The organism is Micromonospora sp. NPDC049044, assembly GCF_040649215.1.
Classification (GTDB): Bacteria; Actinomycetota; Actinomycetes; order Mycobacteriales; family Micromonosporaceae; genus Micromonospora.
The window spans coordinates 185,858-205,866 of record NZ_JBEZFA010000009.1 but is presented as its reverse complement, the minus strand read 5'-3'; the positions used below and the strand labels follow the sequence as shown (position 1 = coordinate 205,866).

Below are 20,009 nucleotides of genomic sequence, written 5' to 3'. Positions count from 1 at the left end.
CGGCGCCACCGGCACCCATGACCTGTATCTCCGCTTCGCCGGCGGCACCGGCACCCTGTTCAACATCAACTGGTGGCAGTTCAGCGGCACCGGCGGCAGCGGCTCCGTGCTCACCAACGGTGACGTGGAGAACGGCACGACGGGTTGGGGTGTGCACGGCAGCGGCACGCTCTCCCGCAACACCGCCGTCGCGCACGGCGGCAGCGGGTCGTTGTCGATCACCGGCCGGACCGCGGCGTGGAACGGCCCCGGTCAGGACGTGACCTCGAAGCTCACGAACGGCAAGAGCTACACCACGAACGTCTGGGTACGGGCGCAGAGCGGCACGCCCTCGGCGAAGGCGACCCTCTCGATGACAGTGAACGGCACGACGAGCTACCTCCAGCTCACCCCGGCCGTGGGGGTGAACGTCAACGGCTGGACCCTGCTCACCGGCACGACGACCGTCTCGTGGAGCGGCACGCTGTCCAACGCGACCTTCTACGTCGAGACGGCTGCCGGCACCGACAGCCTGCTCGTCGACGACGCCTCGTTCCAGTGACGGGTGCTGCCGGAGCCGTCCGAGCACGGCTCCGGCAGCGCCGCACCCGGACGGTACGACCGAAGCGACAGGCCCTCGGCGCGATTCGTTACGACTTGACGAACGGCATGTTATCGCTCACAGTCGATGTTTGAGGGCGGCCGCACCTGTGGTTCACCGGGCGAGCCTGCCGGCCGCACCTCGGAGCGCGACGTCCGCCCAGGGCATGCCGGACGTCGTGTCGGGGTCTCCCACCACCGGTGCCGTGCTGGCGACAGGTCTTCGTCAGTCACTGTCGCGCCGCTGCGAGCCGACCCCGCGGCTGGACTGGCCTCGGCGTCGATCTCGCCGGTGCTGATGTCACCGACTCCGCAGGAGCAGATTCGGGCGCTGCATCTCCATCACCGAACCACCACAGACAAGGAATTCGCATGAATCACAAGAGAGTCCTGCGATTGGCGGTGACCGTCGCAGCCACCGGCGCACTCGCCGCCGGAATGACGATGACGCTCACCTCCACGGCCAGTGCCGGCACCACCCTGAGGGCGTCGGCTGCCGAGAAGGGCCGCTACTTCGGTGCGGCCGTCGCGACGAACAAGCTCTCCGACAACACGTATGCGACGGTCCTGAACCGCGAGTTCAACAGTGTCGTGGCCGAGAACGAGATGAAGTGGGACGCGACCGAGCAGCAGCAGGGCCGGTTCAACTACAGCGGTGGTGACCGGCTGGTCAGTCACGCGCAGGCCAACGGCATGAGCGTGCGGGGCCACGCGCTGTTGTGGCACCAGCAGCAGCCGGGCTGGGCGCAGGGCATGTCCGGTACCACGTTGCGCAACGCGGCGATCAACCACGTCACGCAGGTCGCTACCCACTTCCGGGGCAAGATCTACGCGTGGGACGTGGTGAACGAGGCGTTCGCCGACGGTGGCAGCGGTGGGCGGCGTGACTCGAACCTGCAGCGCACCGGCAACGACTGGATCGAGGCGGCGTTCCGGGCCGCGCGGGCGGCGGATCCGGGTGCGAAGTTGTGTTACAACGACTACAACACCGACGGGATCAACGCGAAGTCGACGGGGATCTACAACATGGTGCGGGACTTCAAGTCCCGTGGTGTGCCGATCGACTGCGTGGGTTTCCAGTCGCACCTGGGCACCACGCTGGCGTCGGACTACCAGGCCAATCTGCAGCGTTTCGCCGACCTCGGCGTGGACGTGCAGATCACCGAGCTGGACGTGATGACCGGCGGCAACCAGGCCAACATCTTCGGCTCGGTCACCCGCGCGTGCATGAACGTCTCGCGCTGCACCGGCATCACAGTGTGGGGCGTACGTGACTGCGACTCGTGGCGTGGGTCGGACAACGCCCTGCTCTTCGACTGCAGCGGCAACAAGAAGGCCGCGTACACGAGCGTCCTGAACGCCCTCAACGCCGGCCCGGGCATCACCCCGTCGCCCACGACGACCACCACGCCGGACACGAGCCCGGCGCCCACCACGCCGCCGCCGACCACCCCGCCGCCCACGACGCCCCCGCCGGGCCCGGACGGTTGCACGGCGTCGGTGTCGCTGAACTCGTGGACCGGCGGTTTCGTGGCCAACGTGAAGGTCACCGCCGGCTCCGCCGGCACGAACGGGTGGAACGTCAGCATGACGTTGCCCAGTGGTGCCAGCGTCACCAACACCTGGAGTGCGACGGCAAGCGGCTCCACCGGCACTGTCCGGTTCACCAACGTCGACTACAACGGCCGGCTCGGCGCCGGCCAGGTCGCCGAGTTCGGCTTCCAGGGCACCGGCAGTGGGGCTGGGCTGACGCCCACCTGCACCGCCTCCTGACCGAGGATGCCTGACTGACCCGTGCACACCGGCCGGTGTGCGGGACCGAAACCTGGTCCCGCACACCGGCCGGCCGCGACTCACCAGCCGATCAGGAGTACGGCAGCCGCAGCACCGACTGGTTGCCCACTCCCAGCGTGCTGGGGTTGTTGCCGATCGCCGACCAGACCTCCACCCGGACCGTGCCGTTGCGCAGCGCACCCAAGGTGCCGGTGGCCGAGGCCAGGCCGGCGCTCTGGGTGTAGTGCTCGTAACCGGGCACCGGGTCGGTGGCGAAGTAGCGCATCGTCTCCACCCGTTCCCAACTGCCATCTCCGGTGAGGTCGTAGGAGATCCGCACCTGCACACCGTTGCCGACCGCCGTCCCGGCATCCACGAACAGGTCGAACGTGCTCTGCCCGCCGGAGTAGGCGAGGTTCAGGCCGGTAGCCGTGAAGACCTGCGGGTTGGTGGGCGTACCGTCGTGGTTTCCGTTGGCCGCCGCGACAGTCGTCGTGGCCGCACCACCGGCGCTGCCCAACCCACCCCCGGGTAGCAGGTAACGGGTGGGACTGCCGGTCGTGGGCGGCGGCGTGGTCGTGGGCGGCGCTGTGGTCGGCGGCGCCGTGGTCGGTGGGGCGGTGGTGGGTGGGGCGGTGGTCGGCGTCGAGCTCGGCGGTACGCCGCCGGACGCGTTGCCACCACTGAAGGTGTACGCCCCGGTGGTCGCCGTCCGGCCCGCCGCCACGGTGAGGCTGGTGCCGTTGGAGAACGTCACGGTGATCGGCGCGGCGGTCGGGTTCGCGGCCACGTAGGTGCGCGCCCCGTTACGCGAGAACACCGCCGACAGCGGGTGGTTGCCGGTGACCGTGGTGTCGACGGTGCCCAGCGCCGCGAGGTTGCGGATCCAGTGGAAGGTGTGCGCCCGACTCTCGCCCTCCTCCGGGGTGTAGCCCGGGTTCGCGCGCAGGTTCGCCAGCGCCGCATCGGGGTCGCCGAGGGCCTGGAACTGCCACAGAATGTCCTGCCACACCGTCGGTTGCCCGCCGTTGTTGCGGACCAGTTCGGCGTAGTTCGTCCGCACGTACGCCGGGTTGTTGCCCAGGTAGAGGTGTCCACCGGTGACCGGCAGCAGGTTGATGCCCTGGATCATCTCCGGCTCGGCGCTGAACCAGGTGGCGTACGCGCCGCCGTCGCCCCAGACCATGCCGACCGTGGAGTGCCCGAACGCGTCCGGGAAGTTCTGGTTGCTGGCGTCGAACCAGTATTCCTGGATGGCGGCGGCCTGCGTGGTGTAGAGGAAGACACCGGCGTCACGGACGGCGGCGTTCCCGGTGACCTGCCCCCACTGGATCAGGGCGTTGGCGAAGTTCATCCCCTCGGACGAGGACTCCTGGTTGTTGCCGGAGCCGAACGAGCCGTGCCCGGACGCCCAGTCGTGGCCGGCGTAGATGTCGAAGTCCCGCAGGTAGGGGAACCGGGTGTCGCCGCGCTGGTAGTTGTTGGCGTCGCGGATCAGCAGGTCCACCATCCCGCCGTAGCGGCTGGCGGTGGCCCACGTCGGGTCGAACTTGGCAAGCGTCGCGGCGGCGGCGATGAAGTAGCCGTAGTGGAAGTGGTGGTCGTTGAGTTCCTGGTCGGAGCCGTACGACGCCGGGTAGCCGATCAGGGTGCCCCAGTTGTTGTCGTAGTAGAAGACCCGGCTGGTCTTGCCGCTGGACGCGGTGAACCAGTCGGTGAGCGTGCTGCGGATGGCGTTGAGCGCGCTGTCGCGGGTGGTGGTGTCGTTGACCAGGTCGGCGATCTCGGCGATGCGGGCGGCCCGGCCGAGCCCCTTGCCGGTCCAGTAGGTGTCGTTGCCGCGCTGGTCCATCGGGTTGGCCCGGACGGCCGCCAGCTGGCTGGTGAGGGTGGCCAGATCGCTTCCGGTGCCGTCGCCGACAGGCGGCAACTCCGGCAGCACGCCCTGGAACTTCATCGCGGTACGGAACTGGTTGACGCCGGTGAGCACCTTCATCCGGCCGCGCGCCGACGGGTACGTCGGGGTGATGGCGGTGGACCCGCTCAGCGACTTCCACTGGTGCGGATAGAGGCTGACCACTGTCTGCGTGGCGGAGCCCTCCCGGGCCGTCGTGGTGAACGCGTACGTGGTGCTCAGGCCGCTTGTCGCCGGGTTGTACGCGTACGACACCTGGGTGCCGGTCACGTGGGCGTGCGCGTACCGGCCGTAGGTAGCGGCCAGTTCGGCGCGCTCCGTCGCGCTTGACGTCGGCGGCAGCAGGGCGACCGAGAAGTAACCCCGGCCGGCGAGGGTGGACGAGATCCGGCTGCCGGCCACGGTCCAGGTGGCGCCGCTCGGCGCGTACCCGACGTAGTCGTGACCGTTGACCCGGAAGCCGATGGTGGCACCGTTGGCGGACCACACGTCGGGGGTGCCGGCGGTGCCGATCACCGCGTCCGCGCCGGTGGTCTGGAAGTACGCGAAGGGCAGCCCGTGACCGATGGTGGCGCGCATGGTGCGGGTGCCGTCACTCCAGTGTGGGCTGACCGTCCAGTCGGTCCAGCCGTCCACCTTGACCTGTGGTGCGCTGAGCCCGGCCAGGCCGACCCGGATGTCCTGCACGTAGGGGTAGTGGTACTCACCGACGCCGGTCGCGGTGCCGCTGATGGCGGGGGTGGAGTTGCCGGAGAAACCCAGGCCGTCGGTGAAGGTGTCGTACGAGATCGGGTGGGCGTGCAGCGGTTCGCTGAAGGAGCAGTCGGTGCGCTTCCACAGCAGGGAGGACCACCAGTCGTTCGTGGGTATCGGTCCGGCGGGCGCGTTGGCGGTGGCGAACTGTCGGGGGTTGCTGGACATCGCGCCGCAGCCACTGGGCAGCGGGCCGACCGGAGCTGTGGTGTAGCTGCCCGCGCCGACCGGTGCGGCCTCGGCCGCGCGGGTGACGGGGATCGCGAGACCGCCGACGACCAGGGCCAGCGCGGTCGCGGCGGCCAGGGCCCAGCGGCGGTGGGGGACGGGAGGTGTCATGGTGCCTCCATCGCGCGCCGGGGTGCGGCCGGTGCCGGGCCCGACGCGTTGCGTCTGAATTGGGGGAGAAGGTCAGGCGAGAGAGCGCTCTCACGGCAACGGTAGTGGAGTACCGAGATCCCCGTCAATGTGTCGAACCCGTTGCGTGCTGATGTCGCTAAGTGCCGGCGCCGACGTCCGTCGCGACGACCGGCGCACCACAGTCGTCCAGGTCGCCCAGCAGCGCCTCGGGTGCGCGCATCCGCCACGCGTCGGTCACGAGTTCACTGAGCCGATCGAGGTCGACGGCCGCCAGCCGCACCAGCACCAGGGGCAGCCCGTCGTAACCGGGCGTGGTGAAGAAGAGATCGGGCTCGCCGAGCAGGAGCGCCTGTTTCTCGGCCTCGTCGCCGACGAACAGCACGGCGATGTCGAGTCGGATCACCCGGGGCCTTCCGCTGACGCGTTCCGGGTAGGACCAGACGAAGCCCTTGTCGGCCACCCGGAAGTCGAAACCGTCACTGGGGATCTCCACCGTGTGCGGCAGGGCCAGCGCCAGCCGGCGTACGTCATCGGCGTCAGCCACCAGAACCCCCCGCACCGCACCCCGACCGCATCCGCCGAGATTACGCCGTGGTCAGCTCGATGGCGGTGGCGCCCACGATCGCCCGGTTGCCGTCCTGCTGGACGTAACCGACCACCGCGGCGTTGCGCGGATCGAGATCGGGCGGTGTCACCAGCTGCACCTGGCCCCGCTCGGCGTCCAGGCCCACCGACGCGTAGGCGCGTACGACGTTGTCCTGCCGAAGCGTCCGTCCGGCGTTCTCGCCCCGGGCGATCTCACTGTCCAGGCCCCGCTCGACGATCGCCACGTTCAGCACGGCCCCCGCCGGCGGGTGTTCGATCCGGTAGTCGAGCCGCACCCGGTGGCCATCCGCGTCGGCCCTGGACAGCGTGAGTGGCGCGGTGGCGCTCGCCGACATGGCGGACATGATCGCGCCGGCCGCTCGCCGACGGTCGGAGCCGACGAACTCCACTGTGCCGTTGACGACCATCTGCGGGGTGTACAGACCCCCGGTGCCGAACGCGCGGGCGTACGCCTCCTGCCGCGCCGTGTACGCCGGGTCGGCGAACTGGTCGGGCCACCCCAGGTTGTCCCAGTAGTCGACGTGGAACCCGAGGGCGAAGACGTTCTGCCCCCGAACCCGCGCGTCGTGCTCGAGTTCGCTGAGCAACTCCTCAGCGGGTGGGCAGCTGTTGCAGCCCTGGGACGTGAACATCTCCACGACGGCGAAGCCGCCGTCGGTAGCTGGATTCGTCATGGTGGCGTCTCTCCTCCCACGGGCGCGGCGGCGTTGGGTTCCCGTTACCGCCGAGAGAATGCGCCAACGGCGCGGGCCCGCTGGCCTCGCGGCCAGCGTGGCCGGGGCGGGTGGTTGGATGGTCGGGTGGAGTTCACCGTGACAGACGCGCCAGAGCGGGAGCGGTTCGAGGCGCACGACGAGGCGGGTGTCGTCGCCGGTTTCGTCACCTACCAGCTGACCGGATCGATCATCGCCTACACCCACACCGAGGTCGATCCGGCGTTCGAGGGCCGGGGCGTCGGGTCGACGCTGGCGCGCGCGGTGATGGACGACGCGCGGGCCAGGAAGCGGACCGTCGTGCCGATCTGTCCGTTCCTCGCCGACTGGCTGGTCAAGCACCCGGAGTACGAGAGCATCGTGGTCCGGTCCACCCGCAAGATCAAGTAGGCGGGTCGGCCCCCGCCCTGTCCCGACGTCGCCGCGGCGAGCCGGTGCAGGCGCGTCGTGCTTGACTCCACCGGCGGGTACGCCGCCTGACCTCCGCCTTCACGTACCGTCGGGAGACCCCAACGATGACAGCCACCGCGTTCCGCGCCCTGCACCACGACCGCGCCGCGGGCGACCCACTCGTCCTACCCGGGCCCTGGGACGCGGCCAGCGCCCGGGTGTTCGCCGACGCCGGTTTCCCGGCGCTCGCGACCCCGAGTGCCGGGATCGCCGCGTCGCTCGGTTACGAAGATGGCGCGACGCCGCCGGACGAGATGTTCGCGGCAGTGGCACGGATCGTCCGGGCCGTCTCCGTTCCGGTGTCCGCCGACGTCGAGGGCGGTTACGGTCTCGCCCCCGCCGAGTTGGTCGCGCGGCTGCTGGAGGCCGGCGTCGTCGGCTGCAACCTGGAGGACTCGGAGGGGCACGCCACCCTCAAGGACCCGCAGCGGCACGCGGACTGGCTGGCCGAGGTGCGGGCGGAGGCGGGGGACGCGCTCGTCATCAACGCGCGCGTCGACACGTTCCTGGTCGGGACGGGTGACCCGGCCGACGCGGTGGACCGCGCCCGCCGGTACGTGGCGGCCGGAGCGGACTGCGTCTACCCGATCCTGGCGCCGCTGGAGGTGCTGCCGGTGCTGCGTGCGGGCATCGCGGGGCCGCTCAACATGGCCGCCGGCGCGGACCGCGAATCCGTGGCCGAGCTGGGTCGGCTGGGCGCGACCCGCATCACCTTCGGCCCGGGCCTGCAGCGCTACGCGATGGGGGCGATCGGCGACCTCGCGACGAGGCTGCGCGCCTGAGGCCGACCGGCGCGCCACCGCCGGCCGAACCCAGCCGCGCTGGCCGTCAGGCGTCGGCGCGGCGGGGCGGCGGGGCGGCCTCGGCCCTCAGGCGTCGGCGGGGCGGGTCGGCGCGGCGGTCAGGCGTCGGCGCGGGCGGCGAGGGCGTCCACCAGGCGGCGGGTGGAGCCGGCCAGGTTCCATCGGCCGGCCAGCTCGACCAGCAGGTCCGGATCGGCAGGCGCGGTGGGGAGCGCGGTGGGCAGCTCGGGCAGCGGCACGTCGAGTGCGACACGGACCACCGTGGGCGCGACGGCCAGGTAGTCGCGGGCGGCGGCCAACTTGGCGCGCAGGCCTGGTGCGAAGGACGAGTCGGAGTCGTCGAGCGCGGCCAGGATGCCGGCGATGTCGCCGTAGCGTTCGATGAGCCGGGCGGCGGTCTTCTCGCCGACGCCCGCCACGCCGGGCAGCCCGTCGCTGGGGTCGCCGCGTAGCGCGGCGAAGTCGGCATACCGGTCGGCCGGCACCCCGTAGCGGGCCCGCACCGCGGCGTCGTCGCAGTCGTCGAGCTTGGCGACGCCGCGCCCCACGTAGAGCAGCCGGACCGGCCGGGAGTCGTCGATGAGCTGGAACAGGTCCCGGTCGCCGGAGACCACCTCGACCGGGCCCGGCTGGGTGACCGAGAGGGTGCCGAGCACGTCGTCGGCCTCGTAGCCGGTCGCGCCGACCGCGGTGATGCCCACCGCGGCAAGCACCTCCAGGATCATCGGCACCTGCGGGGAGAGGGTGTCCGGGACGATCTCGCCGCCCTGCGGGGCGACCCGGTGCGCCTTGTACGACGGCAACAGGTCGACCCGCCACGCCGGCCGCCAGTCGTAGTCGAGTGCGCAGACCATCCGGTCGGCGCCGCGCCCGCGGATCAGGGTGGCGAGCATGTCGAGGAAGCCGCGCACCGCGTTGACCGGGGTGCCGTCCGCGGTGCGGGCGGCGGACTCCGGGATGCCGAAGTAGGCCCGGAAGTAGAGGCTGGCTGCGTCGATCAGCAGGATCGGGGGTCGTTGTGCCACGCCGGACAGCCTGGCACAGGCCTGCGACGATCCGGGGTACGCCCGGCCGTCGGTGGGGTCAGCGCGGCTCGTCGTGCTGGTAGACGGTCGCCCGCCGGGCCAGGTGTTGCACGACGTAGCTGGTCACCAGCAGCACGATCGCGACAAGCACCTCGACCCAGGCCGCTACGCCGTCGGCCACGGTGACGCCGACGACCAGCAGGACCAGGCCGACCAGGGCGAGCACCCCCGCCCACAGTTGCCGCCGCCGGCGGACCGCCGCCCGGTCCTGCTCTGTCGTCCCCACCCGATCCTCCCGGCCGGGACGCCCGCGCGGCATCCCCGGATCCAGGCTATGGCCCCGCCCACCGTTCGAACCGGAAAACCACTGTGCCGGTGGTCGACCTGGCTGCCCCGTCGCGCCGGGGCAGCCAGGTTGGGCCGGCATCGGTACGCTCGTCGCTCGTACGACTCGGACGGGGGGCGACGGTGAGTGTGAGCGACGAGACCAGGGCCTGGTTCGGTCGCCTGGTGGCGGATACCCGTGAGCGGTTCGCGGGGCTGGCCGAGCTCGGCGACGAGCCCGAGCGGCTGTACGGCGAGGCGCGTTCCCCGGAGGGCGTCGTCGCGGTGGTGGCACCCGGAGGGATGCCGGTCCGGCTCACGCTGAGCGCCACCGCGTTGCGGTTGGGGCCGGAGGAGTTGGCCGAGCGCATCGTGGCGACCCAGCGGAAGGCCGCGGCCGAGGCCGGGCGGCGGCAGGCCGAGGCGGTCCAGGAGCTGGTCGGCCCGGCCACCGGCGGCGCGGTCGACGTGCGGTCGATGGTCGACCGGGCGCTCGACCAGGGCCGGTTCCGGGAGGCCGAGGAGCGGCTCGACTCCGCCGACGAGCAGTTCGGCCGGCCCCGGTGAGCGGCGAGGGTTTCACCGTCCAGCCGGCGGCGCTGCGCGCGGCGGCCACTGGTCAGGAGGCCGCAGCCGGGGCGGCCGAGTCGACCGCCCGTGCGGTCGAGTCGGCCACCGCCCAGGGCAACCTCTTCGGTGTGATCGGGCAGATGGCCGGCCTCGATGCGGGTTACCGCGGCTGGGTGGCCGACGAGGTGACCTCCCTGCAGGCGCTCGTCGAGCACCTGCACGACCTGGCCGACGGGTTGCGCGGCAACGCCGAGGCGTACGAGCACACCGACTCGGGCAACGCCGACCACCTGGCCAGCCAGTACCAGGAGGGATCGTGACCCAGCCGGACGCCGTCGACGTCGCCAAGGGCTACCAGCAGGCCCGGGACACCTGGAACCAGGTCACCAGCCCCGCTTCCGAGGCGCTCAACACCGGACTGGACACGCTGCTCTATCCGTTCGTCTGGCCGCTGCTGCAGCTACTGGAGCTGTGCGTCGGCGATCCCGACCAGCTCGACGCGCACGCGGGTGCGTGGCGCACCGCCGCCACCCAGCTGCGGCAGGTCGCCGAGCAGGAGCGGCAGGGCCTGGAGGCGCTGCGTCCGGAGTGGACCGGTCAGGCCGCCGACGCGTACGCCCGGCGGATCACCGCGCTGGTGCAGGGGCTGGAGACGGCGGCCGGGGAGATGGCCCGGACCGCTGACAGCCTCGGCGACACCGCCATGGACCTGCGCGACTGCGAGGAGATCATCCGGACCATCATCCGGGAGCTGGTCGAGTGGCTGGTGATCACCTGGCTGGCCGCCCAGGCACTGGCGATCATCACCGCCGGTGCGTCCGAGGCGGCCGCCGCTGTCGCCTCGGCGGCCGAGACCGGTGTCGCGGTCAGCCGGGCCACCCGGATCATGGCGCAGCTGCACCGGGCACTGGAGGCGTACAAGGCCATGATGGAGGCCCTCAAGGCGATGGGCACCGTCGGGAAGATCGCCGCCTGGACCATCAACAAGCTGTACGGCCCGAAGCACTGGCTCAAGGTGGGCATCAAGCTCGCCACTCCGTTGGACGGGTCGATCGTCGGCGAGGGGTTGGAGTCGGTCGGTGACATGGTCATCAACTCCTCGGCGGACGAGTACGAGGATCAGCGCCGCGGTGACGACGGTGACGGCAGCCGCTGGCGGCGTACGGTGAGCTCCTGGACGGACCCGGCAGCCGACCGGGTGCCGTGACACGGGGAGGGTCGATGGACGAGCAGGCAGCACGCCGGGCGGAGCTGCTCGGTCAGGTGGCGGCCGTGTTGGCCCCGGGTGAGGCCCTGCGGGAGGCGTGCTGGTTCACCCGCGTCCCGGGCCGCCGTACGGCGGGCGAGGTGCTGCGTGCCGAGTTGAACCCGCTGCGGGTGGCCGAGGGGCTGGCCTGGGACGCCGCCGGGGTGACCGCCTCCACCGGGCCGGGGGTCCAGTGGTACCAGGCGGCCCGCAACGGGGTGCTCGGCGGTCCGCCGGGTTCGGTCGGGGTCGGGCTGGACGAGCTGCTCCCCGAGCCCAGGATCGCCCAGGTGCTGGCCCTGACGGATCGGCGGGTGCTGGTGCTCCGCCGACAGAGCACCCGACCGGCCAGCGCGCCGCCGCCCGCCGGCGGTGGCCTCCGCGACCGCCTGTCGGCGGCGGCCCGGCAGGTGCGGGCGGCCTGGGACGGGCCGGGCGCGGCGGGCCGCGACGTGCCACTTGAGGTGGCCTGGCAGGTGGGCGTGGAGTCGTTGGTTCGCCTCGACGCGCTGCCCGGTGGCACCATCGGGCGTCTCGCCCTGCTCTTCGCCGACGGTTCCTGGATCGTGCTCGGTCCGCCGGACGCCGAGACCGCGCTGCGGATGGCGTCCTCGCGCGCCAGGTGATCCCCAGGGGGTGCCGTCACCGCCGCCCGGCGCGGAGGCGTGCAGGACGGTGAGCACAGTGGCCCGCCAGCACGCGCAGGTCCCCGGCTGACGCTGGACGTCGACCGGGGACCGCGCGGGCCGTTCGCTCAGGCGGGCAGCGTCCAGCGCTGGTTGGCCCCGGCGAAGCAGTCCCAGATCTGCAGCCGGGTGCCGTCGGCGGAGCTGTTGTCCGTGGCGTCCAGGCACTTGTTCGACTGCGGGTTGCGCAACGTGCCGTTGGACTGCGCCTGCCACACCTGCGCGCCGCTGCCGTTGCACTCCCAGAGCTGGACCTTCGCGCCGTTGGCGGTGGACCCGCTGGCGATGTCGGCGCACTTGCCGAGGGCGCGCAGCGTGCTGTCACCGGCGACCGTCCAGGTCTGCGCGGCGGTGCCGTTGCAGCCGTAGAGCTGGATGGCCGCGCCGTTGGCGGTGCTGGCCGCCGCCACGTCGACGCACTTGCCGCCGATGCCGGTGATCCGGCCGGTCCGCCCGGTCGGCGGCGGGGTGGTGCCGCCCATGATGGTGTCGTACATGGCGCTGAGCAGTGAGGTGGAGCCGCTGGTGTCCTGGCTCAGCTCCCAGTTCATCACGCCGCCGGCGTTGGCCAACGCCCACTGCGTCTTGCGCTTGACCGTCGGGATGCCGTTCCAGCACTGCTGCGACCCGCCGATGGTGGCGCAGTCCCGGTTGGCGTTGGCCGGGTCCAGGCCGACGAGGTACGAGTAGTTGTAGTAGACCGGCCGGCTGTAGAACGGGATGCCGAGTACCGCCTTGCTGGCCGGCAGGCCGCGCGCCTTCCACAGGTTGATGCTGTTGATCGACCAGTCGTAGTTGGCGTGCGGGCTGCCGCCGTCGTACGCCATGATGTTGAGCCAGTCGACCTGGTTGAACACGGCCGGCTGGATGCCGTCGACGGAGTAGCCCTCGGAGACCACGGCGGCGGTGAGCAGCTTGCCGCGACTGTGCATGGCGCTGCCGAGCTGCGTCATCAGCGCCGTGTAGTTGTTGGCCGAGGCGCCCGGGTCGGGATATTCCCAGTCCATGTCGACGCCGTCGAGGTTGTACTGGTTGACGAGGTTGACCAGGTTGTTGACGAAGCTGGTGCGGCTGGTGGAGTTGCCGGCGAGTGCCTCGAAGGCCGAGTCGTTGCCGTCGTTCCAGCCGCCGACCGCGATGGAGACCTTCACGTTGCTGGCGTGTGCCCGCGAGACCAGCGAGGAGAGCCGGCCGCCATCCACGCCCTGGAGGCTGCCGTTGCTGTTCGGCAGGACGAAGGCGTAGTTGATGTGGGTGAGTTTGTTGTACTGGATGGTGTTGATGTCGCCGGCCCAGGAGGGCAGGTAGCCGACACTCTTGAAGTTGTTCGGCAGCACCACGGCCTGTGCGGCGGTGGCGGTGACGGTGAGGGTGGCGCCGGCGGTGGCCAGCGCGAGGAGGCCGGCGGCGAGGGCGCGGCGCAGGGGTGAGGACATCGGGGGCCTTCCCGTGGCGGGGGACGACACCCGCCCACGCGGGTTGTCGCGGGCGGGCGGTGCGGGACGCAGGAACGGGTGGGCCTCGAGGCAGCCAAATCTTAAAGAGTGTTAACTGTCCGCGTCAATCAACATCTGTGGATTTACCAGGCACCGGCACCAATATGGGGGTTTACCCAAACGACCGTTAAGCTGATGGTGTGGGACTCGACGAGCTGTACCCGCCGGATCGGCTGATCGCCGCGCAGCGCGCCACCGCCGCTGCCGGGCTGGATGCCCTGCTGCTCACCCCCGGTTCCGACCTGCGGTACCTGACCGGATACGACGCTCACGCGGGGGAACGGCTGACCTGCCTGGTGCTGCCCGCCGAGGGCGAGCCGACCCTGATCGTGCCCAGGTTGGAACGCCCGGCGGCGGAGGCGGCACCGTCCACCGGCGTCCGCATCGTCGACCACGCCGACGGCACCGACCCGTACCCCCTCGTCGTCGCCGCCCTCGACGGCCCGCCGGCGGCGGTGGGGCTGGCCGACCGGATGTGGGCCGAGCAGGTCCTCGCGTTGCGCGCCGCCCTGCCCGGCGCCGCGCAACGCCTCGCCGGCAAGGTGTTGGGCGAGCTGCGGGTACGCAAATCCCCGGCGGAGGTGGCGGCGCTCGCCGAGGCCGGCGCGGCGATCGACGAGGTGCACCTGCGGATGGGGCAGTGGCTGCGACCGGGGCGCACCGAGGCCGAGGTCGGCACCGACGTCGCCGCGGCGATCCGGGCCGCCGGACACGTCCGGGTCGACTTCGTCATCGTGGCGGCCGGACCGAACGGCGCCAGCCCGCACCACTTGACCTCGGACCGGCCGATCGGCGTCGGTGAGCCCGTGGTGGTCGACATCGGCGGCACGATGCCCTCGGGATACCGCTCGGACTGCACCCGCACCTATGTGGTGGGTGGGCCGGCGCCGGCGGACTTCCTGGACTACTACGCGGTGCTGCACGACGCCCAGCGCGCCGCGGTAGCCGCGGTGCGGCCCGGGGTCACCGGGGCGGCGGCCGACGCCGCAGCCCGCGATCTGATCGCCGCCGCCGGCTACGGCGCGGCGTTCCTGCACCGCACCGGCCACGGCATCGGCCTCGACGGTCACGAGGAGCCCTACCTGGTGGCCGGCAACGACCGCCCGCTGGAGGCCGGGATGGCGTTCTCCATCGAGCCGGGCGTCTACCTGGCGGGCCGGCACGGCGCCCGTATCGAGGACATCGTCGTCTGCACCACAGACGGCGTGCAACGGCTCAACACCACCCCCACGGAGCTCATCGCGCTATGACTGTCGACCGGATCCTCCCCACCGACGAGGCCCACGACCTGCTGGATCTCGCCACCGAGCTCGCCGACCGTGAGCTCGCGCCGAAGGCCGCCGTCTTCGAGGAGCGCGCCGAGTTCCCCCGCGAGGTGCTGCGTACCCTCGGTCGCGCCGGCCTGCTGGGCCTGCCCTACCCCGAGGAGTACGGCGGCGCGGCCCAGCCGTACGAGGTGTACCTACAGGTGCTGGAGATCCTGGCCAGCCGCTGGCTCGCGGTCGCCGAGGCGGTGAGCGTGCACACCCTGTCCTGTTACCCGGTGTTCGCGTTCGGCAGCGACGATCAGCGCAAGCTGCTGCCGGACATGATCGGCGGCGAACTGCTCGGCGCGTACTGCCTCTCCGAGCCGCAGGGTGGCTCGGACGCGGCGGCGCTGAGCACCCGGGCGGTACGGGACGGGGACGCGTACTCGGTGTCCGGCACCAAGGCGTGGATCACCCACGCGGGGACCGCCGACTTCTACAACATCTTCTGCCGCACCGGAGGGCCCGGACCGAAGGGGATCTCCTGCCTGCTCGCCGATGCGGGCACTGTCGGCATCAACCCGCAGGCGGCCGAGCGGACGATGGGGCTGCGTGCCTCGCCGGTGGCGCAGATCGCCTTCGACGAGGCGCGGGTGCCGGTGGACCGGCTGATCGGTGCCGAGGGCGCCGGCTTCGGTATCGCCATGTCGGCACTGGACTCCGGTCGCCTGGGCATCGCGGCCTGCGCGGTCGGGCTGGCCCAGGCGGCCCTGGACTACGCGGTCTCCTACGCCCGGGAGCGGCAGCAGTTCGGCCGGTCCATCATCGACTTCCAGGGGCTCGGCTTCATCCTCGCGGACGCGGCCACCCAGATCTCCGCCGCCCGCGCGTTGACCCTCGCCGCGGCCCGGCTGCGCGACGCCGGCCGCCCGTACGCGATCGAGGCGGCCAAGGCGAAGCTCTTCGCCACCGACGTGGCGATGCGGGTGACCACCGACGCGGTGCAGGTGCTCGGCGGGGCCGGCTACGTGGCCGATCATCCGGTGGAGCGGTACATGCGCGAGGCCAAGGTGTTGCAGATCGTGGAGGGCACCAACCAGATCCAGCGAATGGTGATCTCCCGGGCGCTGGCGAAGGGCTGAGCAGGCCGAGCGGTGGTGCCGGGGGGGGGGGGGGGGGGGCCCCCCCCCCCCCCCCCCCCCTTCGGGTACCTCGTCGCCGTCTGGCGGTTTTCCCGGTAGGTTGCACGCCGTGGAGGAGATCGACCGCGCTATCGTCGCCGCGCTGACCGCCGACGGCCGACTGTCGTACACCGACCTGGCCGAGAAGGTGGGGTTGTCGGTGTCCGCGGTGCACCAGCGGGTGCGCCGGCTGGAGCAACGCGGTGTGATCAAGGGGTACGCCGCCCGGGTGTCGTTCGAGGCGCTGGACCTGCCACTCACCGCGTTCGTGGCGATCCGCCCGTTCGATCCGTCGCAGCCGGACGACGCGCCGGAGCGGCTGGCGCACCTGCCGGAGATCGACTCCTGCTACTCGGTGGCGGGGGAGGACTTCTACATGTTGTTGGTGCGGGTGGCCAGCCCCACCGACCTGGAGCGGGTGTTGCAGGAGATCCGTACCTCGGCGAACGTGACAACCCGGACGACGGTCGTGCTGTCCACCCCGTACGAGAACCGGCCTCCGAAGATCAGTGCCGCGGCACCGAGTCGGTCGCGGTCCCGGGCGCCGGAGGAGCCGGCTGGTTCCACCGCAGGATGACCTGCCGGCCGTGCTCGTGACCGAGCGCGCTGACGGTGGCGGTGTCCAGCCGCAGTCGTCCGCCGGCGGACGGCGGTAGGCCGATCCAGCGCGCACCGAGCACGCGCAGGCTGTGCGCGTGGCCCACCAGCGCGACGGTGCCCCGGTCGAGCAGTGGGGTGACCCGTGCCAGCACCCGGTCGAGCCGTTCGCCGACCTGTGCGGGTGACTCCCCGCCGGGGCAGCCGTCGGTCCAGATGTTCCAGTGCGGGTGGTCGGCGTGGATGTCGACCGTGGTCCGGCCCTCGTACTCGCCGTAGTTCCACTCGCTGAGGTCCTCGTCGACGGCGTCGACGGTGAGGCCGGCGAGCTGCGCGGTGCGCAGCGCCCGGGAGCGGGGGCTGGCCAGCACCGTCGCGAATCGCCGGCCGGCGAGGAACGCGGCGAGGGTGCGGGCCTGTCGCTCGCCGTCGGGGGTCAGCTCGAGGTCGGTGTACGAGGTGTGCCGGAGGCTGGCGCTCCAGGTGGTCTCGCCGTGCCGGATCAGCAGGAGCTCTCCCATAGGGCCAGTTAACCATCGGGATCGTCCGCACCAGGCGACGCTCCCTCAACCTATCTTCCTAGGATGTCTTAGCGGGTGTGCCAGCCGACACCACCGGTTTCGGCACCGGGAGACCGGGCAAGCGAGCCAGGACAACCGCCAGACCGAGGAGGCGCGATGAGCTTCACCGAGAAGGCCAAGAACAAGGTCGAGCAGCTGGCCGGTGCCGCGCGTGAGCGTGTCGGCGACATGACCGACAACGAGCGGATGCGTGGCGAGGGCGCCAGCCAGGAGAGCGACGCGCGCGCCAAGCAGGCCGGTCAGAACGTGAAGGACGCCGGTCGGAACATGAAGGATTCGTTCACCAAGTGACCTGAGTGGGTCCACTGGTCCCTGGGCGGCGGTGCGCCCGGGGACCAGTGATGTGCTGCGGCTAAGGTCGCCGGGTGATCGTGCTTCGTTCCCTGGTGTTGTTTGCGCTGGCTGCGGCGGCTGAGATCGGCGGTGCCTGGCTGGTTTGGCAGGGCTGGCGGGAACAGCGCGGGCTGCTGTGGATCGCTGCCGGCGTGCTGGCGTTGGGGTGTTACGGATTCGTTGCCACGTTCCAGCCGGACGCGCACTTCGGCCGGATCCTGGCCGCGTACGGCGGGGTGTTCGTGGCGGGTTCGTTGGGTTGGGCGATGGTGGTCGACGGTTTCCGTCCGGACCGGTGGGACGTGACAGGTGCGGTGCTCTGCCTGCTCGGCGTCGTGGTCATCATGTACGCGCCCCGCGCCGGCAACGCCTGACCCACCCGCCCGGCTGACCTGGGCGGCTGCCCGGCGGCTGATCGACTCGGTTTCGTTGATGTCGGGGTGTCCGGGTAACTCGGACGGCACGGTATTCGGGAACCCGAGTCGATCAAGGGCGGTGGCCCGGGTCCCGGGGGGCAGTGAGCGTCCTTCACGTCTGCGATGATCGCGTCGTGATCCGATCGTGGGTGCGCCCGCTGGGTGGCGTACTTGTTGCTCTTGCCCTTGTCGGCAGCGGCGCGTGCGCGGCATCTCGGGTGCCGCCGTCGGACAAACCGGTCTTCGTCGGCTCGTCCACCGCTCCGGCCGTGCCGTCAGCCAGCGCCACCGCGTCGCGCGGCGGTGTGCGGCCGACAGCTCCACAGCCGGCCGGCCCGGCGCCGACGGGTCCTACGGTGCCGAAGCCGACGGGTCAGACACCCCCCGGGGCGACGCGGGTGGGGTCTCGGGCCCGGGTGGTCGACCACGGGCCGCGGACCGGTGACAAGGTCGCGTTGACGTTCGACGCGGACATGACCGACGGGATGTTGGCCAATCTGCGGGCCGGGCGGGTGAAGTCGTACGCGAACCTGCGCATTCTCGACCTGCTGGAGCGGGAGCGGGTGCCGGCGACGTTCTTCCTGACCGGCAAGTGGGTGCAGCGGTATCCGGACGTGACCCGGCGGATCGCCGGCAACCCGCGCTTCGAGCTGGCCAACCACACGTACGGGCACGCGGCGTTCACCGCTGACTGCTACGACCTGCCCTCGAAGCCGGTGACCGAGTTGCGCGGCGACGTGGCGAAGACGTTCGAGGTGATCGCACCGTACGGGGGCCGGCAGACCCGGTACTTCCGTTTCCCGGGGCTCTGTCACGACGCGGCGGCGTTGGACGCGCTGGCTCCGCTCGGCGTGACGGTCGTGGACGGGGACGTGGTCAGCGGCGATCCGTTCGCGACAGCGTGGAAGCCGCTGGTGCGGGCGGTGGTGGACCACGCACGACCCGGGTCGGTGGTGATCATGCATGTGACCGAGGCGAACGCCGCGATGACCGATGAGGCGTTGCCGCACATCCTGGCCGGGCTACGCGCGCGGGGGTTGACGCCGGCGCCGTTGTCCGAGGTGCTGGGCGGAGGGTGACCGGTACGCGTTCTCGGGCGGAAGACCGAGCGGCGTCACGCTCATCGCGGTTGGACCGGTGCGCTGCGCTCGTGGCCGACGCGGCGTGAGGCGCGCGGGGTGTCGGTCACCAGCATCAGCACCACGACGCCGGTGACGGCGCCGAGTTGGGCGGGTGCGGCTACGGCGAGGCCGATGGCGACGGCTGCGAGCGCCGCGAGCGCGGCGGTGAGTCGGCTGAGGGGGATGGGCAGGCGCAGGGCGCGGCGGGTGGCGGTGATGCCGATGAGGAAGAGCGCGACGCCACCACTGAGGGCGAGGGCGGCACCAGGGGTGGCCGGCTCGTCGGGATGGGCGACGGTGGCGTGCAGGCCGCTGACGGTGGCGATGACCCCGAGCAGCAACAGGAAGTGGGGAAGGACGTAGGCGCTGGCCGCCGTCCGGGTGCGGATGGCTGGTGCGGCGGCGGCGAGGGCCGCTTCGGCGGGTCGCATGTCGGTGAAGTAGGTCCACCAGAGGGCGACGGGTAGGGCGAGGGCGAGCACGATCACGGCGGCTTTTCCGGCGGTGAGCTGTTCGCTGGGTACGCCCATGCCGATGGCGACGACGGATTCGCCGAGGGCGACGATGACGAGCAGGCCGTGTCGCTCGACGAAGTGCGCCGGGCGCAGGTGGAAGGCTGCGGGAGCGCCGGTCCAGGAGAGGCGGGGGAGCAGGTAGGGAAGGACGGCCTGGGTGAAGACGGCGGTGGCCCAGAGGGTGGGCACGGCGGGGCCGGTGAATGCGGCGGCGGCCAGGACGAGGAGCGCGGCGCCGATGTTGTAGGGAGCGAGTCGGAGTGCGCCGCTGCGGGCGTCGGAGTGCAGGAACAGGATGAGGTGTACGGCGACGACGACGAGATAGCCGACCGCGAAGAGAACGCCGGTGTCGGTGAGGGCGTCGGGTAGGGCTACGGCGGTGAGCAGGAAGCCGGCCATGCCGGCGAAGAGCAGCAGCCTGGTGGTGCTCTGTCGGGGTGGGAGATGGTTGTTGAGCCAGGCGTAGCCGGTGTAGAGGTACCAGAGCAGTCCGAAGATCAGGGCGCTGCTTCCGAATCCAGCCCAGTCGAGGTGGGTTTCGAGGGTGCCGGCGAGTTGAGTGACGGTGAGCACGAACACGACGTCGAAGAAAACCTCGTCGAGCGTGATCCCGTCGGCGGTGCCCTTCTCTGGCTCTGGCCTCGGGTGTCCCATGGTCGTGGACGCTAGCTGTCGGCGGTGCACGGTATTCGCGGGTTGGTGATTCTCCTGGGGGAGTG

22 protein-coding genes are annotated in these 20,009 nt (G+C 71.4%); 14 read left to right on the top strand and 8 right to left on the bottom strand.

What is annotated here, in order from left to right; all coding sequences use genetic code 11:
* Together AB0B85_RS10340 and AB0B85_RS10335 are read left to right on the top strand one after the other, a co-directional pair.
* Positions 1–541 (top strand): carbohydrate binding domain-containing protein (locus tag AB0B85_RS10340; RefSeq protein ID WP_357405670.1); only part of this gene is annotated, 541 nt, incomplete at its 5' end.
* Between the two features lie 476 nt (positions 542–1,017).
* The gene (locus AB0B85_RS10335; protein WP_357405686.1) at positions 1,018–2,352 is read left to right on the top strand and encodes an endo-1,4-beta-xylanase; all 1,335 of its coding nucleotides are present in this window, start codon (positions 1,018–1,020) and stop codon (positions 2,350–2,352) included.
* A 91-nt stretch (positions 2,353–2,443) separates the two neighbouring features.
* On the opposite strand, the gene AB0B85_RS10330 is transcribed toward AB0B85_RS10335, so the two are convergent.
* The 3 genes from AB0B85_RS10330 to AB0B85_RS10320 form a co-directional block, all read right to left on the bottom strand.
* Positions 2,444–5,359 carry a glycosyl hydrolase gene (locus AB0B85_RS10330; protein WP_357405668.1) on the bottom strand — a complete coding sequence of 972 codons (2,916 nt, stop codon included), beginning with the start codon at positions 5,357–5,359 and terminating at the stop codon, positions 2,444–2,446.
* 157 nt (positions 5,360–5,516) lie between these two features.
* Complete coding sequence (locus tag AB0B85_RS10325; protein ID WP_357405666.1) at positions 5,517–5,924, bottom strand: hypothetical protein; 408 nt, start codon at positions 5,922–5,924, stop codon at positions 5,517–5,519.
* Positions 5,925–5,964: 40 nt separating this feature from the next.
* Complete coding sequence (locus AB0B85_RS10320) at positions 5,965–6,660, bottom strand: DUF1223 domain-containing protein (RefSeq protein ID WP_357405664.1); 696 nt, start codon at positions 6,658–6,660, stop codon at positions 5,965–5,967.
* A gap of 138 nt (positions 6,661–6,798) precedes the next feature.
* Between AB0B85_RS10320 and AB0B85_RS10315 the strand changes: the two genes are divergently transcribed.
* The gene (locus AB0B85_RS10315) at positions 6,799–7,089 is read left to right on the top strand and encodes a GNAT family N-acetyltransferase (RefSeq protein WP_357405662.1); all 291 of its coding nucleotides are present in this window, start codon (positions 6,799–6,801) and stop codon (positions 7,087–7,089) included.
* A gap of 125 nt (positions 7,090–7,214) precedes the next feature.
* Positions 7,215–7,931 (top strand): isocitrate lyase/phosphoenolpyruvate mutase family protein, encoded by a 717-nt coding sequence (locus AB0B85_RS10310; RefSeq protein WP_357405660.1) that lies wholly within the window; start codon positions 7,215–7,217, stop codon positions 7,929–7,931.
* 119 nt (positions 7,932–8,050) lie between these two features.
* On the opposite strand, the gene AB0B85_RS10305 is transcribed toward AB0B85_RS10310, so the two are convergent.
* Both AB0B85_RS10305 and AB0B85_RS10300 read right to left on the bottom strand, forming a co-directional pair.
* Positions 8,051–8,977, bottom strand: a complete 927-nt coding sequence (locus AB0B85_RS10305) for a 5'-3' exonuclease (RefSeq protein ID WP_357405659.1) — start codon at positions 8,975–8,977, stop codon at positions 8,051–8,053.
* 58 nt (positions 8,978–9,035) lie between these two features.
* Positions 9,036–9,263 (bottom strand): hypothetical protein, encoded by a 228-nt coding sequence (locus AB0B85_RS10300; RefSeq protein ID WP_357405658.1) that lies wholly within the window; start codon positions 9,261–9,263, stop codon positions 9,036–9,038.
* A gap of 182 nt (positions 9,264–9,445) precedes the next feature.
* On the opposite strand from AB0B85_RS10300, the gene AB0B85_RS10295 reads away from it, so the two are divergent.
* Genes AB0B85_RS10295 through AB0B85_RS10280 form a run of 4 tightly spaced genes read left to right on the top strand, consistent with a single transcriptional unit; the run spans position 9,446 to position 11,743 of the window.
* Positions 9,446–9,868, top strand: coding sequence for a hypothetical protein (locus tag AB0B85_RS10295; RefSeq protein ID WP_357405656.1), 423 nt, complete (start codon positions 9,446–9,448; stop codon positions 9,866–9,868).
* Complete coding sequence (locus tag AB0B85_RS10290; RefSeq protein ID WP_357405654.1) at positions 9,865–10,191, top strand: type VII secretion target; 327 nt, start codon at positions 9,865–9,867, stop codon at positions 10,189–10,191. Before AB0B85_RS10295 ends, AB0B85_RS10290 begins: the two co-directional genes overlap by 4 nt.
* Positions 10,188–11,078, top strand: a complete 891-nt coding sequence (locus tag AB0B85_RS10285; RefSeq protein ID WP_357405652.1) for a WXG100 family type VII secretion target — start codon at positions 10,188–10,190, stop codon at positions 11,076–11,078. The genes AB0B85_RS10290 and AB0B85_RS10285 overlap by 4 nt, the downstream gene beginning before the upstream one ends.
* 14 nt (positions 11,079–11,092) lie before the next feature.
* The gene (locus tag AB0B85_RS10280; protein ID WP_357405650.1) at positions 11,093–11,743 is read left to right on the top strand and encodes a hypothetical protein; all 651 of its coding nucleotides are present in this window, start codon (positions 11,093–11,095) and stop codon (positions 11,741–11,743) included.
* Positions 11,744–11,871: 128 nt separating this feature from the next.
* On the opposite strand, the gene AB0B85_RS10275 is transcribed toward AB0B85_RS10280, so the two are convergent.
* Positions 11,872–13,239, bottom strand: coding sequence for a glycosyl hydrolase family 18 protein (locus AB0B85_RS10275; protein WP_357405648.1), 1,368 nt, complete (start codon positions 13,237–13,239; stop codon positions 11,872–11,874).
* 200 nt (positions 13,240–13,439) lie between these two features.
* Here AB0B85_RS10275 and AB0B85_RS10270 point away from each other — a divergent pair, with 200 nt between their 5' ends.
* From AB0B85_RS10270 to AB0B85_RS10260, 3 genes are all read left to right on the top strand, one after another.
* Positions 13,440–14,549, top strand: coding sequence for a Xaa-Pro peptidase family protein (locus AB0B85_RS10270; protein ID WP_357405645.1), 1,110 nt, complete (start codon positions 13,440–13,442; stop codon positions 14,547–14,549).
* Positions 14,546–15,688, top strand: a complete 1,143-nt coding sequence (locus tag AB0B85_RS10265) for an acyl-CoA dehydrogenase family protein (RefSeq protein WP_357405643.1) — start codon at positions 14,546–14,548, stop codon at positions 15,686–15,688. Before AB0B85_RS10270 ends, AB0B85_RS10265 begins: the two co-directional genes overlap by 4 nt.
* Before the next feature lie 109 nt (positions 15,689–15,797).
* Entirely contained in the window at positions 15,798–16,304 is a 507-nt protein-coding gene (locus tag AB0B85_RS10260; protein ID WP_357101411.1) for an Lrp/AsnC family transcriptional regulator, read from the top strand.
* Here AB0B85_RS10260 and AB0B85_RS10255 read toward each other — a convergent pair.
* Complete coding sequence (locus AB0B85_RS10255) at positions 16,234–16,845, bottom strand: histidine phosphatase family protein (protein WP_357405640.1); 612 nt, start codon at positions 16,843–16,845, stop codon at positions 16,234–16,236. The genes AB0B85_RS10260 and AB0B85_RS10255 overlap by 71 nt on opposite strands.
* Positions 16,846–17,001: 156 nt before the next feature.
* Here AB0B85_RS10255 and AB0B85_RS10250 point away from each other — a divergent pair, with 156 nt between their 5' ends.
* The 3 genes from AB0B85_RS10250 to AB0B85_RS10240 all read left to right on the top strand — a co-directional run bounded on the left by AB0B85_RS10250 (position 17,002) and on the right by AB0B85_RS10240 (position 18,733).
* Positions 17,002–17,196 carry a CsbD family protein gene (locus tag AB0B85_RS10250; RefSeq protein ID WP_357405638.1) on the top strand — a complete coding sequence of 65 codons (195 nt, stop codon included), beginning with the start codon at positions 17,002–17,004 and terminating at the stop codon, positions 17,194–17,196.
* 74 nt (positions 17,197–17,270) lie between these two features.
* Positions 17,271–17,612 (top strand): YnfA family protein, encoded by a 342-nt coding sequence (locus tag AB0B85_RS10245; RefSeq protein ID WP_357405636.1) that lies wholly within the window; start codon positions 17,271–17,273, stop codon positions 17,610–17,612.
* 440 nt (positions 17,613–18,052) lie between these two features.
* Complete coding sequence (locus AB0B85_RS10240; protein ID WP_357405634.1) at positions 18,053–18,733, top strand: polysaccharide deacetylase family protein; 681 nt, start codon at positions 18,053–18,055, stop codon at positions 18,731–18,733.
* A gap of 41 nt (positions 18,734–18,774) precedes the next feature.
* Here the strand turns inward: AB0B85_RS10240 and AB0B85_RS10235 are convergent, their stop codons facing one another.
* Positions 18,775–19,944, bottom strand: coding sequence for a low temperature requirement protein A (locus tag AB0B85_RS10235; protein WP_357405632.1), 1,170 nt, complete (start codon positions 19,942–19,944; stop codon positions 18,775–18,777).
* Between the last annotated feature and the right edge of the window lie 65 nt (positions 19,945–20,009).

Bases quoted from the DNA above. Each gene is read 5' to 3' on its own strand.
- AB0B85_RS10265 (WP_357405643.1), top strand. From the start codon at position 14,546: ATGACTGTCGACCGGATCCTCCCCACCGACGAGGCCCACGACCTGCTG.
- AB0B85_RS10275 (WP_357405648.1), bottom strand. From the start codon at position 13,239: ATGTCCTCACCCCTGCGCCGCGCCCTCGCCGCCGGCCTCCTCGCGCTG.
- AB0B85_RS10235 (WP_357405632.1), bottom strand. From the start codon at position 19,944: ATGGGACACCCGAGGCCAGAGCCAGAGAAGGGCACCGCCGACGGGATC.
- AB0B85_RS10310 (WP_357405660.1), top strand. From the start codon at position 7,215: ATGACAGCCACCGCGTTCCGCGCCCTGCACCACGACCGCGCCGCGGGC.
- AB0B85_RS10250 (WP_357405638.1), top strand. From the start codon at position 17,002: ATGAGCTTCACCGAGAAGGCCAAGAACAAGGTCGAGCAGCTGGCCGGT.
- AB0B85_RS10320 (WP_357405664.1), bottom strand. From the start codon at position 6,660: ATGACGAATCCAGCTACCGACGGCGGCTTCGCCGTCGTGGAGATGTTC.
- AB0B85_RS10335 (WP_357405686.1), top strand. From the start codon at position 1,018: ATGACGATGACGCTCACCTCCACGGCCAGTGCCGGCACCACCCTGAGG.
- AB0B85_RS10280 (WP_357405650.1), top strand. From the start codon at position 11,093: ATGGACGAGCAGGCAGCACGCCGGGCGGAGCTGCTCGGTCAGGTGGCG.
- AB0B85_RS10330 (WP_357405668.1), bottom strand. From the start codon at position 5,359: ATGACACCTCCCGTCCCCCACCGCCGCTGGGCCCTGGCCGCCGCGACC.
- AB0B85_RS10255 (WP_357405640.1), bottom strand. From the start codon at position 16,845: ATGGGAGAGCTCCTGCTGATCCGGCACGGCGAGACCACCTGGAGCGCC.